Source organism: Mesorhizobium sp. M2A.F.Ca.ET.046.03.2.1 (assembly GCF_003952425.1).
GTDB lineage: Bacteria > Pseudomonadota > Alphaproteobacteria > Rhizobiales > Rhizobiaceae > Mesorhizobium.
In genome coordinates this window covers 3,440,570-3,455,789 of sequence record NZ_CP034449.1, presented here as the reverse complement: position 1 = coordinate 3,455,789, position 15,220 = coordinate 3,440,570, and the positions used below count along the sequence as shown (strand labels likewise).

At 58.4% G+C, this 15,220-nt stretch carries 9 protein-coding genes and 3 pseudogenes; 6 read left to right on the top strand and 6 right to left on the bottom strand.

What is annotated here, in order from left to right:
• Positions 1–67 precede the first annotated feature (67 nt).
• Entirely contained in the window at positions 68–1,021 is a 954-nt protein-coding gene (locus EJ072_RS16590; RefSeq protein WP_024504271.1) for a TauD/TfdA family dioxygenase, read from the bottom strand.
• Here EJ072_RS16590 and EJ072_RS36800 point away from each other — a divergent pair.
• The 3 genes and pseudogenes from EJ072_RS36800 to EJ072_RS16575 form a co-directional block, all read left to right on the top strand.
• Positions 936–1,121: pseudogene (locus EJ072_RS36800) on the top strand (pyridoxal-phosphate dependent enzyme); the annotation flags it as partial. The gene EJ072_RS16590 and the pseudogene EJ072_RS36800 sit on opposite strands and share 86 nt — an antisense overlap.
• Before the next feature lie 275 nt (positions 1,122–1,396).
• Positions 1,397–1,560: pseudogene (locus EJ072_RS16580) on the top strand (thioredoxin domain-containing protein); the annotation flags it as partial.
• Positions 1,561–1,601: 41 nt separating this feature from the next.
• Positions 1,602–3,056 carry a glutamate synthase subunit beta gene (locus EJ072_RS16575; protein ID WP_024504270.1) on the top strand — a complete coding sequence of 485 codons (1,455 nt, stop codon included), beginning with the start codon at positions 1,602–1,604 and terminating at the stop codon, positions 3,054–3,056.
• Positions 3,057–3,520: 464 nt separating this feature from the next.
• Here EJ072_RS16575 and EJ072_RS36795 read toward each other — a convergent pair whose 3' ends face one another.
• Positions 3,521–3,886 carry an extracellular solute-binding protein gene (locus EJ072_RS36795; protein ID WP_245454714.1) on the bottom strand — a complete coding sequence of 122 codons (366 nt, stop codon included), beginning with the start codon at positions 3,884–3,886 and terminating at the stop codon, positions 3,521–3,523.
• Between the two features lie 1,054 nt (positions 3,887–4,940).
• Between EJ072_RS36795 and EJ072_RS16565 the strand changes: the two are divergent.
• Positions 4,941–5,161: pseudogene (locus tag EJ072_RS16565) on the top strand (insulinase family protein); the annotation flags it as partial.
• Between the two features lie 57 nt (positions 5,162–5,218).
• Positions 5,219–6,277 carry a class I SAM-dependent methyltransferase gene (locus EJ072_RS16560; protein WP_024504268.1) on the top strand — a complete coding sequence of 353 codons (1,059 nt, stop codon included), beginning with the start codon at positions 5,219–5,221 and terminating at the stop codon, positions 6,275–6,277.
• A 606-nt stretch (positions 6,278–6,883) separates the two neighbouring features.
• Here EJ072_RS16560 and EJ072_RS16555 read toward each other — a convergent pair.
• Genes EJ072_RS16555 through EJ072_RS16545 form a run of 3 tightly spaced genes read right to left on the bottom strand, consistent with a single transcriptional unit; the run spans position 6,884 to position 11,462 of the window.
• Positions 6,884–7,939, bottom strand: a complete 1,056-nt coding sequence (locus EJ072_RS16555) for a hypothetical protein (RefSeq protein WP_126057630.1) — start codon at positions 7,937–7,939, stop codon at positions 6,884–6,886.
• Entirely contained in the window at positions 7,936–10,002 is a 2,067-nt protein-coding gene (locus tag EJ072_RS16550) for a hypothetical protein (protein ID WP_126057629.1), read from the bottom strand. The genes EJ072_RS16555 and EJ072_RS16550 overlap by 4 nt, the downstream gene beginning before the upstream one ends.
• Positions 10,003–10,004: 2 nt before the next feature.
• Positions 10,005–11,462 (bottom strand): metallophosphoesterase, encoded by a 1,458-nt coding sequence (locus EJ072_RS16545; RefSeq protein WP_126057628.1) that lies wholly within the window; start codon positions 11,460–11,462, stop codon positions 10,005–10,007.
• Between the two features lie 59 nt (positions 11,463–11,521).
• Here EJ072_RS16545 and EJ072_RS16540 point away from each other — a divergent pair, with 59 nt between their 5' ends.
• Complete coding sequence (locus EJ072_RS16540) at positions 11,522–11,851, top strand: hypothetical protein (protein WP_186815491.1); 330 nt, start codon at positions 11,522–11,524, stop codon at positions 11,849–11,851.
• 21 nt (positions 11,852–11,872) lie between these two features.
• Here the strand turns inward: EJ072_RS16540 and EJ072_RS16535 are convergent, their stop codons facing one another.
• On the bottom strand, positions 11,873–14,557 hold the full coding sequence (locus EJ072_RS16535) for an AAA family ATPase (RefSeq protein ID WP_126063811.1): 2,685 nt from the start codon (positions 14,555–14,557) through the stop codon (positions 11,873–11,875).
• Positions 14,558–15,220 lie beyond the last annotated feature (663 nt).

Sequence of the window (15,220 nt, the reverse complement as noted above, 5' to 3'; positions counted from 1 at the left end):
GGGGCGGTTAAGCAGCGCGATATGGCCGCGGCGATACGAAGTTTTCATCTTTACCCTGTTCAGACGGTCAGGCTGCCTTCGCCGCCGGCTTGGCTGCCTTGACATGGGTTATACTGCGGCGACCGTCGACGCCGATCGGAACGTCACCGTCAACCGTAGCGCGACGCACAACCCGGTGCTGGTCGCCATAGTCGTTGACCGCATAATGCTGGTTAGCACGGTTGTCCCAGATAGCGACGTCGCCTACTTGCCAGCGCCACCGCACGGTATTTTCCGGGGCAGTGACGTAGGACTGGAACACCTCGTAGAGTTTGGCGGAATCGCTCTTGGAAAGGCCGACGAGGCGCTGCACGAAATTGCCGAGCAGCAGCGACTTCTCCCCGGTTTCCGGATGGACGCGCACGACCGGATGCTCGGTCTCGTAGATCGTCGATGTGAAAACTTCCTCGAAGTGCTTCTTCTCTTCGGCTGTGGCGCGCGGGCGCACGGCTGCGTAGTCGTAGGCATTGCTATGAATAGCCCACAGATTGTCCGCCAATATTTTGAGCGGCGCCGGCAGATTCTCGTACGCGGCGTGCGTGTTGGACCAGATCGTGTCGCCCCCCGCCGCCGGAATGACGACGCCACGTAGGACCGAGAATTTCGGATAGGCATCGACGAAAGTCACATCGGTATGCCACTGGTCTGCCCTGCCACCGCCACGGCCGGAATCGAGATTGAGGATTGAGGCCGTGCCGGCTGCCGGCCCCTGCGTGGGATGAGGTACAAGGTTACCCAGACGCCGCGCGAACAATTCCTGCTCCGCATCGTCGAGATGCTCCTGGCCGCGGAAGAAGATCACCTTGTGTTTTAGAAGAAGCTGGTTGATGGCTGCTATCGCTGCGTCCGAAAGGTCTCCACCAAGGCGAACTCCTCTGATTTCAGCTCCAACACGGCTGGTCAGCGGTACAACGTCGGAGTCAGGAATTCTCTTCGTCAAGCTCGAAAGCCAAAATCCCGGCGGATCGATCAAGGATCGCATTGCGTTGTCGATGATCGTTAATGCCGAACAGCGTGGCCAGCTCGCGCCGGGCGGTACAATCATCGAAGCGACCGCTGGCAACACAGGGCTCGGCCTGGCCTGGCGGCACGAAGCGCGTGATCGCGTGTCCAAAAGCTGACAGCGTCAGACAAATGTCAGGTTCATTACAACCAACATCTGGGCACTGACGAGGTTTTTCGAAGCAATGGGCGCTAACTGCGCGCTGAGCGCGTTGGCATGGCTTTTGAGACTGAGTGACTGTGACTGCACTTAATGGGGCAAGACGAGCGATGCGCTCCTCCCTGAACCCGTGTGCCGTCTCTGAGAGGAAACCAGCTCGTGCAGAAACCTTTGGAAATAGCTTTGGACCGCAACGTGGTATTGCAGATGGAGTCCCCGGCTCCTTCGATTAGAGTCGAGAACTGGCTGCATGGCGAGCCCCTCACGAGCTTTGAGCCCGGCAAGTGTACATAGTCGAATTTTGGGCAACTTGGTGCGGCCCATGTGTGGACGGGATGCCCCATCTGATCCAGCTGCAGGGCGTCGCCAGGCGCGCCATCTGGACAGCAGGAGCTGGACTATGGGCAAGGTAACAGGCTTTCTCGAAATCGACCGGCAGGTGCACAAGTACCAGCCGGCCTCCGACCGCATCCGGCATTTCCGTGAATTCACGCTGCCGATGTCGGACAAGGAGGTCGAGAAACAGGCCGCGCGCTGCATGGATTGCGGCATTCCGTTCTGCCACGGGCCAACGGGCTGTCCCATCCACAACCAGATCCCGGACTGGAACGACCTCGTCTACAATGGCGACTGGGACAATGCGATCCGCAACCTGCATTCGACCAACAATTTCCCGGAATTCACCGGCCGCATCTGCCCCGCACCTTGCGAGGAAGCCTGCACGCTGAACCTCGAGGACATTCCCGTCGCCATCAAGACGGTCGAGCAGGCGATCGCCGACAAGGCTTACGAGACCGGCCATATCAGGCCCTATCCGCCGGAGAAGAAGACCGGCAAGCGCGTCGCCGTCATCGGCTCCGGCCCGGCCGGCATGTCGGCTGCCCAGCAGCTCGGCCGCGCCGGCCACGACGTCCATGTCTATGAGCGCGAGAGCCGGCCCGGCGGGCTGATGCGTTACGGCATTCCCGACTTCAAGATCGAGAAGCACTATATCGACCGGCGCATCGAGCAGATGCAGGGCGAGGGCGTCACCTTCCATTGCGGCGTCAATGTCGGCGTCGACAAGCCGGTTGCCGAGCTGCTCGCCGAACATGACGCGGTGCTTTATTGCGGCGGTTCCGAAACGCCGCGCGCGGCCGGCATTCCCGGCGACGATCTCGGCGGCGTGCATGACGCGATGCCCTATCTGGTGCAGCAGAACAGGCGTGTCGGCGGCGAACCGATCCAGTCGGTGGCGTGGCCGTCGCATCCGATCCTCGCCGGCGGCCAGCATGTGGTCGTCGTCGGCGGCGGCGATACCGCGTCCGACTGCGTCGGCACCGCCTTCCGCCAGGGCGCGGTCCGCGTCACCCAGCTCGACATCCGTCCGCAGCCGCCGGAAAAGGAAGACAAGCTTTCGGTCTGGCCCTACTGGGCGACCAAGATGCGCACCTCGTCCTCGCAGGCCGAAGGCGCCGAGCGCGAGTTTCAGGTGGCGACGCTCGAGTTCATCGGCGAAGACGGCCAGCTGACCGGGGTCAAATGCTGCGAGGTCGACGAAAAGCGCAAGCCGATCGCCGGCAGCGAATTCGTCATTCGTGCCGATCTCGCGTTCATCGCCATCGGCTTTGCCGGGCCAGCCGCTCGCGGGCCGGTGTCGGAACTGGCCGGCCAGATGAAGATCGCCATTGACAGCCGCCGCTCGAAGAATGTCGAGGCCAATGACCGGGACTACAGGACCAGCGTCGAAAAGCTCTATGCGGCGGGCGACGTGCGGCGCGGCCAGTCGCTGGTCGTCTGGGCGATCCGCGAGGGCCGCCAGGCGGCGCGCGCCATCGATGAGGCGCTGATGGGATCGAGCGTGCTGCCGCGCTGAGTCCGTCTCGAGACCCTACTTGTGCGGCCACCTGAAGGCGCTTTCCGCCCTTCCGCTGCCCCGGGCAGCTTACGGACTGATCGCCGTGGTCGTTTCGGTTGTGGCCCCGGCCGCAGGCTGCCGCCTTGGCGGCCAAGAAAAATCGTCGGCGCGGCCGGGCGAAGCAGCGCTGGGTTTAAGTGCTTGGGGTGACACGGCGTGATCTCCGCCGTTGGCGGGAACAGGGCAGTGCAATAGTACTGCCCTGTTCCTTTTGATCAGAGGCCAGTGCGGATTTCTTCGGCAAGCGCCCTCAACGTCGTCTCGACGTCATCGCCGTTTGCCATCTTCTGCATCGCCACGGCCCATGCGTTCATGGCTTCGCCGAAGCCGACACGCGGTGTGAAAGCCAGCGCGGCTTGATCCTGTATCTTTTTGAAGCTGTCAACGAAGTTGTTGAACTCGGGCTGCGAAGCGTACTTAGTCTAGGTATCGTCCTGCCAGGTCGACGTGCGCGGCGGATTGACGAGCTGGCCAGCAAGGGCACCCTTGAGCGCCACCTGCTTGGAGGTGGCCCACGGGATGAACAGCCAGGCCGTGCCCTTCTTTTCGGAAGCCGCGTTCATGGCGAGAGCCCAGATCCAGATGTCAGAATCCAAGCTCGTGGCGCTCGGTGCGTGCAGCGGCGGAGCGAAGGCGATCTTGCCGGATGCCGGCTTCCCCGCAACATCGTTCCAGAAGCCGAACATTTTTGAGTCGATCGTCATCGCGGTGCGGCCGGACGAGATGCCGTCCACGACCTGGTTCCAGTTATCATTGGCGAAGGAAGGAGCCGCGCACTTCTTGATCATGTCCGAATGTAGTCGTATCCAGCATCGGTAAGCTTCGGATCACTCAGGTATTTGTCCAGCAGGCGCCACTCGGAGCGAGGTCCTACGCGGGCTGAATGCCAGTGCCGAACACATCCCATGCTGGCGACTTCGTCGTCAGTTGGATCGTCATCTTGTTCCAGTAAGAATCGTCTGGGTAGAGTTCCGGCGTGACCTTGATGCCGGGTCAGCTTCTCGAACTCCGGAAAGTTGCGCAGCGAGAGCATCCGCATAGGGGTGGATGTCGTAGGCCCAAGTTATGCTGGTCCCTTCGAATTGACGCCAGTTCACGGTGTCGGCAGCGGCCGAATTAGTGAGCGATGCCGAAACGGCAAGAAACGCCAAGTCAAAAGCAAGCTGTTTGCGTAGCGACGCGCACCTGTAACGAGTACGGGGAATGAGCGACCCATGTAATCCTCCCTGGGGCATTTTGCCAATTTTTGGGTCCACTCCTCCATCCCGAGTTTGCTCATAGCCACAATAAGCGGTTTCCAACGACCTCGCTCTGAATGCACCAGGCCAACTGGGTAAAAACGGGTAACCGGCACTTAAAGGCGATGTAGTATCGCCACCAGAAATACTGCTCCGTGGTGCTGGCCTTTGCCTGGGGGCGCAACACGGCAACTACCCGCTCAAAACGGTTGGTCCTCTACCTCTTATTCACCGTCGCTTTCCTCGCGGCCTAACCCGGCCGGAATATCCGTTGCCAGAAAAAGGCCTCGCGGCCGGTTCGAGGCGCATCCCTCCTCCGAAGCAGCACGCTCAAGTATCGTCACAAGCCCCGAGCGCTTCGCGTTCGGCGATGTCCAAATTCCGACAATGTCGGATACAGTCAGATCTACTGGATTGCGTTTGAATGGTTTTCTCATTTGGCACAGTACATGCGGGTCATCCGCAAAACACGTGACCGACCAACAAGAGTTCGCATGATCACCTTACCACAACATACAGCCGCCGCGGAACAATCACTTGGCCCCTGATCGCCCGCCCCGGCACCACAACCGGAGTCATCGATGTTCTGACAGGCTGCCCAAGGATACCTGCTGCAACAGGGCTTGCCCTGGTGACGACCACTCCGGCTCCGCCGGTTACCGACGAGGGCAAAGTGACGGATTTCCTGCTTTTCAACGGCATGGAGGTGGCTGTCATTCCCGACCACCGCGCCGCTCGTCACCGATATGGTCTGGTGCAGGATCGGCAGCGCGGATGAGCCGCCGGGGATATCTGCATGTCTTCGAGCATCTGATGCTCAAGGCGCCTCATGACGAGCACGGCTCCGTCGCCTGGAGAGATTGAACCCAAAGGGAGATTCAGATGTCTGAAGCGAATCAGGAAAAGTTGGACGCATTCTTGGGGAAAATGGTCGGCGATCTCGGTGCGATCGCAACGGGCGCGGGAGTCCTGCTGGGGGACAGACTCGGCCTGTTTAAGGCATTGCGCGAAGGCGGCAAGATGACGGCCGCCGAACTTTCGACACGCACCGGCACCCAGGAACGCCTCGTAAGGGAATGGCTTTCCGGGCAGGCGGCGGCGGGTTACGTCGACTACGATGAAGCGAGCGACAAATTCTATCTCAACGCCGAGCAAGAGCTGGTGTTCGCTGATGAAGACAGCCCGGCCTTCATGGCAGGCGCATTCGAGTTCCTGTCCGCGCTGTGGCTCGATGAAGAAAAGGTGAGGCAGGCATTCCAGTCCGGCAAGGGCGTCGGGTGGCACGATCATAGCGCGTGTCTGTTTCGCGGTACGGAACGGTTCTTCCGTCCAGGCTACAATGCCAATCTGATCGACTCCTGGCTGCCGGCCTTGGAGGGCGTCGTCGAGAAGCTCGAACGCGGCGTGGACGTCGCGGATGTTGGATGCGGTCATGGTGCATCGACCGTGCTCATGGCACAGGCCTTCCCCAATTCGCGCTTCGTCGGCTTCGACTATCATGCCCCCTCGATTGAGCGCGCCCGCAAGGCGGCCGAGGTAGCCGGCGTCGGCGTTAACACGCGGTTCGACGTGGCGGCCGCCAAGAGCTATCCCGGAACGTATGACCTCGTCACATTCTTCGATTGCCTTCACGACATGGGCGACCCGACGGGCGCCGCCACCCATGTCCACGGATCGCTCAAGCCGGACGGCACGTGGATGATCGTCGAGCCGTTCGCGCATGATCATCTGGCGGCGAACCTCAATCCCGTCGGCCGCGTTTACTATGCCGCTTCCACTTTCGTGTGCACGCCCGCATCCGTGTCGCAGGAAGTCGGGCTCGCGCTTGGAGCCCAGGCCGGTGAGGCGAGGCTGCGCAAGGTTGTGACCGGCGGCGGCTTCAAGCGATTGCGTCGCGCCGCGGAGACACCGTTCAACATGGTGCTGGAGGCCCGCCCTTAGCGTGGCCGTCGCCAGAAATTGCAGCTCATCGCATTTGATTGAAGATCACCGCCAAAAATCCGGACGCATCGGGGACATTTTCAAGGCGCCTGGGTTCACGCAGAGGTCGCTGCCGAGTTGTGTGCCAAGAGTCCCATACGTTGCGGCTCAGAAAGGACCCGACGCACGGCTACGAACATGCCCATAGTGATGGCCGCTATAATCACATATGCCCACCATGGCGCGTTCACAAAGCTGGTAAGCCACGTCGCACCGAACGCGCTTACGACAAAAACGAGAGCCTCGATAAAATGACTGAGCCTGTACACATTCAGTCGTCTCATCCTCATACCACCCATCCAAAGACTGAGCTTGTTGCGCTACTGCGACAGAGCCTAACATATTGGAGAGCGCTCACTATTTCTATGCTAAACAGTCTCGCCTGAGTATATGTTTTGAGTCGCTAATTATGGAATTCTGCCAGTCTGCATTTCCCCTGATCTGATGTAGAGCAGCTTCTAAGTGGGAATTAGTCCCCCATCGACCGGATCGGGCGACACGAACATGCGCTGAAGGCTTGGCGGAACGGCTACTGGGACCATGATGCTACTCGAATGCAAGATCGTGTCAGAACGTCCCGGGAAGGCTGCAGGCAGGGGATGTCAGGTCAATCAGCCTATAGATATGATACCGCCCATTCGCTGAGACTTCACGATGGGCATAGGAGGTGGGAATTCGTGCCTTGAGATGGACGCGGCTGTCGGAGCAGGCGAGCACGGCAGCAGCGATGGCCTGAACCTTCGGGCCGCTGACAAAAACGTTCACCACCGCACGCGAGCCGAACCCGTCGAGATACGTCTCGAAAGCATCGAGGTGGGCCATCAGCCCGAAAGCCTGGATGTCGCGAACTTCGCCATCTTCGAGCCGGTGGGTTTCACGTACCTTGGCCACCTGTTGATCGAGCAAAGCATCGATATGCGCATTCTTCTCGCTTCTTGGGACGAGGAGCGAGATCCGTTCCGGACTGACGATATCGATCAATCCGTAGAATACGTCGGCATCTCCTCCGATCCCCACGAGCAGGACTTTCTCTTCGCCCATTCCTCCGCTGCCTTGAAGATGAGGGACGGTGACGTATCGGTCCAAGCCGCTGGAAAAATCCTCTTTGCCGATCGCGTTCCCGTAGATACCTTCGGCGTACCCGAATTCGAGAGACTGAATCGACATTTTCTTGAATGCCACCGCAATCAGCCATTGGATGTAGATTCGCGGCATCGTCGAGCACTCGACGAAAACCTTCCGCAGGCTTCCTTCGTATGAGCCACATGAAGCGGCCATCTGAGTGAGCAGGTGATCGAGGAGATTGATGTTCTTCTGATACTCGATGGAAGGCTCGAGGGTGATCGCAGTCACTTCGACGCCCCATCGGGTACCCATAGCGATGAGCTTTCGCCGGTTTTCTTCGACGGCTGGGACGTTCGCTTCCTTCAGAGCAAAGTCCAGAACCACGATTTTGCCGACCTTCAGGTCAAGATGGTTTTCGAACGCGGCGAAACGCGTTTCCCATCCAAGCGCGACGATCGCGATATCTGCCTCCATCGTTTCGCAGGTACCTGCATCTCTCGCCTTCTCAGTGACGGCCAGATGGCCGAAGACTCGATACTCGACAGTTGAAGCGGTCATTCGAGATCGCTCTCGAAAAGCGAGTGCTGGAATTCGGTCTTGAGTGCGGGCCGCGCGACGAGCTCCTTAAACACCGAGTCGGCCCAGTCTTCTGGGAGCCGATGCCTGGTAAAAAGCAGGTCGACCATCTGCGCCGCAGGGATTGTGTTGATTTCGTACGGGCCGCGATAGGAGAACCCGAAGTAAGGTGCAAATCGCCGATGCAATCTGATCAGCATCTCCTTCGATGCGGGGTCGGCGCGGTCCACCTCAAAGTTGCCGGCGGCGGAGACCTCCCGGATAAACCCATCCCTTTCCGCCCGACGCAGGACCTCGTCCAGTTTTCCGCTGGGTTGCTCCAGTCGGTTCACCAGCGAGCGCATTTCCTTTAGATCAACCCTGAAAATGCCTCTCTCTGTCGTTCCTAGAGCATTTTCTTCGGCAAACTCTGTCTGGAGGCGAGCGGTCAGGTAACCCAACGCCCGCACCATGCGCACGCTCTCTTCTTCGTACGGATGTGAAAGCGCCTGAAGTCCATCAAGCTTCCGTTGAGAGGCGGCGTTCACAGCCTGTCTCTGCTGTTCGAGATGAATCTGTAAATCCGAGTTGATGAATTCCACCAGTTTTCGTGGATCACTGGAACTCGGAACACTGCGGCGGAAGATCTCTCCCATTATATCAAGGAAATCGCGTATACAGACGTCGCTCAATGATGTGATGATCTGGTGCCCTACGTACGGGTAGTCATGCAGACGCAGCATCTGGCACGCTTTCAGAAAAGCCCATCCCTGTTTCCGGGCGATCGACCTCTTCAGATTTGAAGCATCCGCCTTGCTCATGGGCCGGCGCTTGATTTCCGGGTTCATGAGCGCGAGCGCCAGCCCTTCGGCATAAGGGCGCGCTTTTCGATCAAGAAGGAATTGCTGCTGATCCGCCGTCCTCAAATTCACGGAGAGGAATTCACGTGCTGCATCAGCGAGTGCCACAAGCTCTTCTCTGCCCTCGGAATGACCCGATATGATAACCCGCTCGATGATGTCATTGACGGAAAGCCGCCCCAGCCGGTTTTTGAGCGAAAACGCGCTGAGCGCATCGTTGCGCTTGAGATCACTCCGCAGATGGTCAGGAAGCGCATAGTAGAGCCGAAGCGACGACACGTTCTCGCACAGCGTGGCGAACTCCCTCGGATCGACTGAATCAAGATTCTCGACGTCCCGGTCAGCATTCGAGAGCGACTGGCCGGGTATGATCGTCCGGATCGTGTCGTAAAGGCCGCCGATGTAGGCGAGGACCCATTTCACATTGCCGCGCGTCTTCCTCACCAAGGTGTTCAGGAACTGCTGTTGGAGCGGTGTCAGTGCCTCACAGTCGTCAATCAGGATCTTGAAGAAGGGCGCCCTGTCACCGGCGAAAGATGGGCCATTTAAAAGTGGGGTGATCGCGGTCGCGACCTTGTTAATGATCGCGCCAGGGTCTGTCGCTCTGAAGCCGGTCGCTCCCTCATCGGCGGCAAAGAAGAACGCGTTGAAGCATTCGTCGACGTACCGGGTTATCCCACCCCGCAGCTCATCTATGCTGAAGAAGTCGAGACGGGCAGGTTGGGGTATGAAGTGCAGCACTTCGCGATGCAGTGCCAAGGCGACGTCCCTATCTTCAGAGGCCCGGTATTTCAAGTGGCTGTCGCGTCTGAGCTGGCTGATGCTCTCGAGCAGGCGTTCGACTATCTTCAGCTCCAGATAGTGAGAGAAGATTACGAATTGCCGCGGGATCACGGCGGCCGTGTCGAAGCGTATCCGCTCCGGAATGAGGTTCAGAACCGCGTTGTCGATTAGGGGCGAAAATGTCTCATTGAGCTGGAAGAAGACGCCATACCAGCCGAGCTTGCCGACTTGGTCCGCGAGACTTTTGTCTTCGAGGATATGAACTGTGGAAAGCGAGCGAAGAATACTGGTCTTGCCGCTGCCTCTCGTCCCTGCGACGAAGACCGGCTTGGCGGCGGCAGAAATCAAGGCCGACTTCTGACTGAACCACAGTATCGGGCGACTTTCGTACTCGATCCTGTTGGGGCCGAACGGATTCTCCATCTCTATTCGTCCCTTACCTTAATGCGCCAAGCCGAGTTTGCCTTCGTGAGGCCGTCTATCTCGACGAAGCGCGCCGCTTGGAGCATCAGAAGAGAGTCTTCCAAATCTAGCCCGAGCTCGGCGGAGGCGGCAATCTCAGTGATCTCGTCCCAGAAGAGTAACCCATTCCCGCGCCTGGTGGCATGGTCGCGCAGTCGGCGCATCAGGTCAAACGTGTCGTTGTTCAGAAAGGCCTTGCCGTTGGACATAGTCGAGATGAAGCAATGTTCGCCTTCCATGACCGTCCCGTCGGCGACATTGGTGCGGTAGGGTATAAGTCGGATGCCGACGAGCTCTCCCTGATCGGTCGTGAAGAAGACGAGCTCATTGAAACCTGACTGTATCTCTGGTGCTGAGATGCAGATCAATTTGCCGTCCGGAAACCTTGGATCGTTGACGATCTCGACCGGATCGGCATGTATGTGTCCATGCAGGTAGACGATAGGCTTGTTGCCCTGCAGCAGCTGAGTTCTGACAAATCCGCTGTTGAGCATCTCCGCGTATGGCGTAATGCGCGGAGTCTTTTGTGGCAGCAGATTGTGATGGCCGATCATGATGCCGTAACGCATGTCGGGCTGCTGGAGCAATTCCTGTAGGCCTGCAAGCATCTCACGCGAGATGTATGGCGTGTCCATCTGACCGTAATACTCGTCGTCGGACGCCTCCTTGTCTGGATCGCTGGGAGGTGTCGCGGGCGAATGTCCCGAGGTGTCCGGCGAGCCGAGATCTACAGGTTCTGTAGAAGGACCGAGTGCCTCGAGACGATCACGAAGGAACGCGGGAAGGTTCTGAAGCTCCCAACTGCCTATCGCTGTGTTGACGAGGATGAAGTTTGCGCCTGCGGATCCTGTCGGAAGTCTGAAGTGCACGGGTTGGTCCACGGGAACGGTCTGCCAACCCAAGCGGGCGGCTAAACTCGCCATTTCGCTGAATTTCTCAGTCGGTCCAAGTTCGCGCGCGTCATCACGGTTCACATCGTGATTTCCCGGTACGAATATCAACGGAAGCGCCTTTGAACTGCGCCCCTGTGCGCGGCAGAGCAACGTGAAATGCTGGAATGCCGAAGCAATGAAAGTCTTGTCGCCACGGCTCGTGAAATCCCCCATGAAGGCGATCGAATCCAAGGGCTTCGAAGTCGTCAGCCGCCGAAGCTTCGTCAAGACGGCACGCAGCGAAGACGCGCGTAGCTTCTGCGTTATTTTCGGAGCGAACTTGCTATCCTTGGCATCGATGTTGCTAGAGGAAGGATGCCAATCCGGATAGTGAATATCGCCTACTTGAAGGATTCGCACCCGTCGCATAACTCGCCCCCCCGCCGAGAGCCATAGACTAATCCGTTCGCTTTTGCCAAGCGCGAAACGATCATCCGACCGCATCGCCTGGAAAGCGCGTTTATCTTTTTGTTGGTAATGGAGAGGCACGACGCAATTGTGCCCCCGGTTGCTTGTCTGCCCACCAAATGGGCACTCAATCTGGGCGCATGGCTTATGATTTCTCGAGTTTGTCCCATAACGAGTTTGAGGATTTGGCCCGCGACCTCGTAGGTCGCGAGATCGACAAGCGTTTCGAGGCCTTTCCCGAGGGACCGGACGACGCGATGGATGGTCGACATGCCCTTGCCGGCGGCGACATTGTGCAGGCGAAGCACTACCAGCGGTCAGGCTTCTCGGCGCTGAAATCCAAGATGAAGAGCGAGCGCACAGCCATTGATGGCTTGGCGCCCTCGCGATACTTCCTCGTCACGTCGGCTTCGCCCGCGGCAGGCGGACACCGGCATGCGCAGCAGGATGAAGCCAGTGAGGGCCAGTAATACACGACAATAGTCATTAGGCTAGAGTACAGTCGCCTTGGGAGGCTGTTCGAATTCAATCCGGCGCTTTTCGGCATCCTTTTTTCGTTTGGTGGTGTCGATACGATATTGGTCAATTCCATCAAGATCGCTCTTCATATCGTTTGGTGTTGGAACTGGAATGGCCTTGGCGGACGCCATGTCATGTCCAGAACGCTCCGAAACTCGCTTCATGGCCCAATAGATTCGCTTGTGGTCTTCGTCCTCGACCACCACACCCTTCAGGCTCTGTGTCTTGACATCGCTGTTAAATCGCTCGACGACTTTACCGAGCAGGATTTCTTCAACGAGCCTCTCCCAGGTTTCCCGAAGATCGCTGTAGAAATCCTTCGCTGACCTTCGCCAAGCATCGGTGGTGAAATCAGTGGCGCCGTCGAAGCTCTTCAGGCGCGTCTTGAGAGTCTCGATGCGCTTCGTGACAGACTGTGCGATCCACGGCTCGTCAGTTTCGCTAATCAAGCCAAAACCGGCAGATTCGGACTTGTTGATGTAGTTTCGAACAAGGGGAATCGGCGGATTGGCCTGCGCAGCTGCGTCAACCACCTCGTTGAAGAACAGAAGATTATGGGTGAAAATAATAATCTGACGTCCTGTGGCCGCTTCTTTTACGAGCCTTGCCGCGACCCGCCTGATCCGAACATGGTCGAGAGATGACACGGGGTCGTCGATGATCATGCCTTGACGCGATGTGTCTCCTCCGACCTCGGCTAAGAAACAGGCCAGGGCAAGCGCGCGCTGCTCTCCTTCGCTTAAGACCTTGCTGTTTGAGATCGCTTTTGCCGCGTTGAGCCCGACCTCGAAATAGCTCTGCCCATCTTGACTACGATCATTAACTGCGAACGGGATGTGCGTTAACGCCAGAGTCTCAATCTCGGCGACGACGCGCTTTTCGAGATCCTGCATGACGAGGCTTCGTCGAAGCGACGTCATCTGCCGTGACACCGAGCCTGTTTCGACAGCATCGCAGCATGAGAGAAGCTTGCGCCGCTCTTCGAGATTCGCCAAGCGCGCGAGAACGATGGTGAGATCGTCGCCCAGTTTTTTCCGATCCTTGAGTGTATCGCGACGAGCTCGATCGGTAGCGCGGTTCCCGTCGTCGGCCGCTGCCTTGTCGTCCGTCAGCGCTTCGGCCTCTAGCGCCTCCGCCTCCGTTCGGAGTTTCGATGCAACTGGCGCCGCAAGTTGCGGGAACGCAGCGTACTCGGACAGCGCAGCCGCAACGACAATTGCATCACGCCTTTTACCTGCCTCGACATAATATGCCGAGATCAGGGCCACCATCGCCTTGCGTGCGGCGGACAGATCGCCAAACTCTCCGAGAGCCGCCTCAACCGCCTCCCCGGTCGCAATGGTGAGTCCTTTGATTTGGCGCAGGGCCTCTTCATGGGCAATAGATGCGACTTGCGCCGCCTTATTTGCGGCGCCCGTTACGAAGTCATTGAAGGATTGGATCCGCCCCGCGGCGTCCGCCGTCATCGGCTCCTGGCAGAGCATGCAACGATCGCCTTCCTGATCTGGCAAGTGCTGATGATCGATGCCAGTGACGCTCGCTAAATAGGCTCGTGCATGGTCGAACATATACCGCCAGGGAGAAAGCCCAACGCCGCTCAACGGCATAGTCGCGAACGCTCCTGAGGCGGCAAGTTGTGCAGCCTGCGCTGTAGAATCGGCTGTTGCATATAGATTGCGATAAATCTCGAGGGCCGCCGCTGAGAGAGCCGCGTCGATCTGTTCAGATGCAGTCAGCAGTTTTTCCAAGGCCGCCTTGGCACGCCGACGCTTTGTCGCCATCGTTGAAGGGTCGCTTGCCAGAGCCTGTTCGAGGCCAGCGAGATCAGCCATGTCCTGCTCTGAGAGGGCAGCGAGGTTTTTGATTTCGGCTGCGGAAGGCATCACGTCCTTTGACTTGATTTCGAGACGAGCCAGCAGCTTTACGACCGCGCCGGCAGCTGTGTACCCACTCGGCAATGGTGTCTTTAGGTTCTTTTCGATCGCTTTGATTTCTTCCCGGAAGTCGGCTTCGAGCTCGGTGCGGTGACGTCCATGGCTTTCGAGAAGCGCGATGGCTGCGGGCAGAAAACCGATACGGTTTTGCTTATCGACGTAGAGGCGAGCGTTCGCGGAGTCGAAAACGGAGATCCGTGCAATTGACGCGGGGGGCAGCGTTCCGTCCTTCCAGGTTATGGGGGTCGGTTCCGTAGCACCCTCTTCGAGAAACCGGACAAGCACTTCGGCTGGCGGTTTGGTGCCGATCTCGAACACGTTGCCAAGAAGATCATCCGCCGTCAGACTACGGCAAAGCTTCTTCGCGATCCGGCAATAGCCGCTCTTTCCGCTTCCATTGTCGCCGTAGATAATGGTGATGCCATCGGTGGCGAAACGCAGTTGCTGCTCTTCGGCGAGGCGGTTCAAATGCTTGACGGGGCCGAGTGAGCAAAGCACCGCGCGCGGCTCGTTCGAACTGTTGGCCCTCAAATGCTCCGCCGAGAGCGGAGAGCATTCGGGCAGATCAGCGGTAAATCCACCGACGTGGCGGACCCGAGCTGTTACACCGGCCTTATCCTCCTGCTCGAGGTTGAAGCCCGGCCGCGCGGCGTGTCTTCTTAAGGCATCCCTAATCCAGTCGGGCTGCTTATCCGCCCATTCCAAAAGTCCAACCTCGGCCATTCCTGCCCCCCGAATCTTACCATCATTATACTTATTGATTAGTCCAGATTCGATGAATTCGCTTGTCTGGACAAATTTTCCTCGCGATCGCACATAGAGTGCTGGAGATGTACCCAATAAATGACCTCCCCCCGCGCCGCTAGGTCAGCAAACAAATGCTTCAGCGATCAAACGTCTCCACAACGACATCAGCAATCAAAGGCATTGGACCGCGCGCACGAATTTAGGTAGCCGGCAACGCGTACGAGGAGATAGAGCTGGAAGTGCGTGCCTTTCGATAGTCTATGGGCGGAATTCGACCGCCTCACCGATAGGCCGATCGAGGTTCGCCGTCACTGTCGGGCTGGGTCCGAGTCCGCGATAGGCGCCACGACAGCGCTCGCGATAGGCGCGCAACGCTTGGTCCATGGCGCCCGGACCGCCACACATTTGCGGATGACGTCCTGCCCGTCTTGGGTTTCAGCAGCGTGCGCCGGCGCTCCGATTTCCGCGACTTTTGGATCCCCTCCAATCGTGACGACCGATTATCGCCTGTCTCCATTTCGACCGTTATCTGGGCGGTAACACTTTTAGAAATCTATGCTGCTGGACATAAGCGGCGACCATACCGAGAATTTACTTTCAAATTCTGGCGGCAAAGTTCTATCGTAAATGAAAATAGGG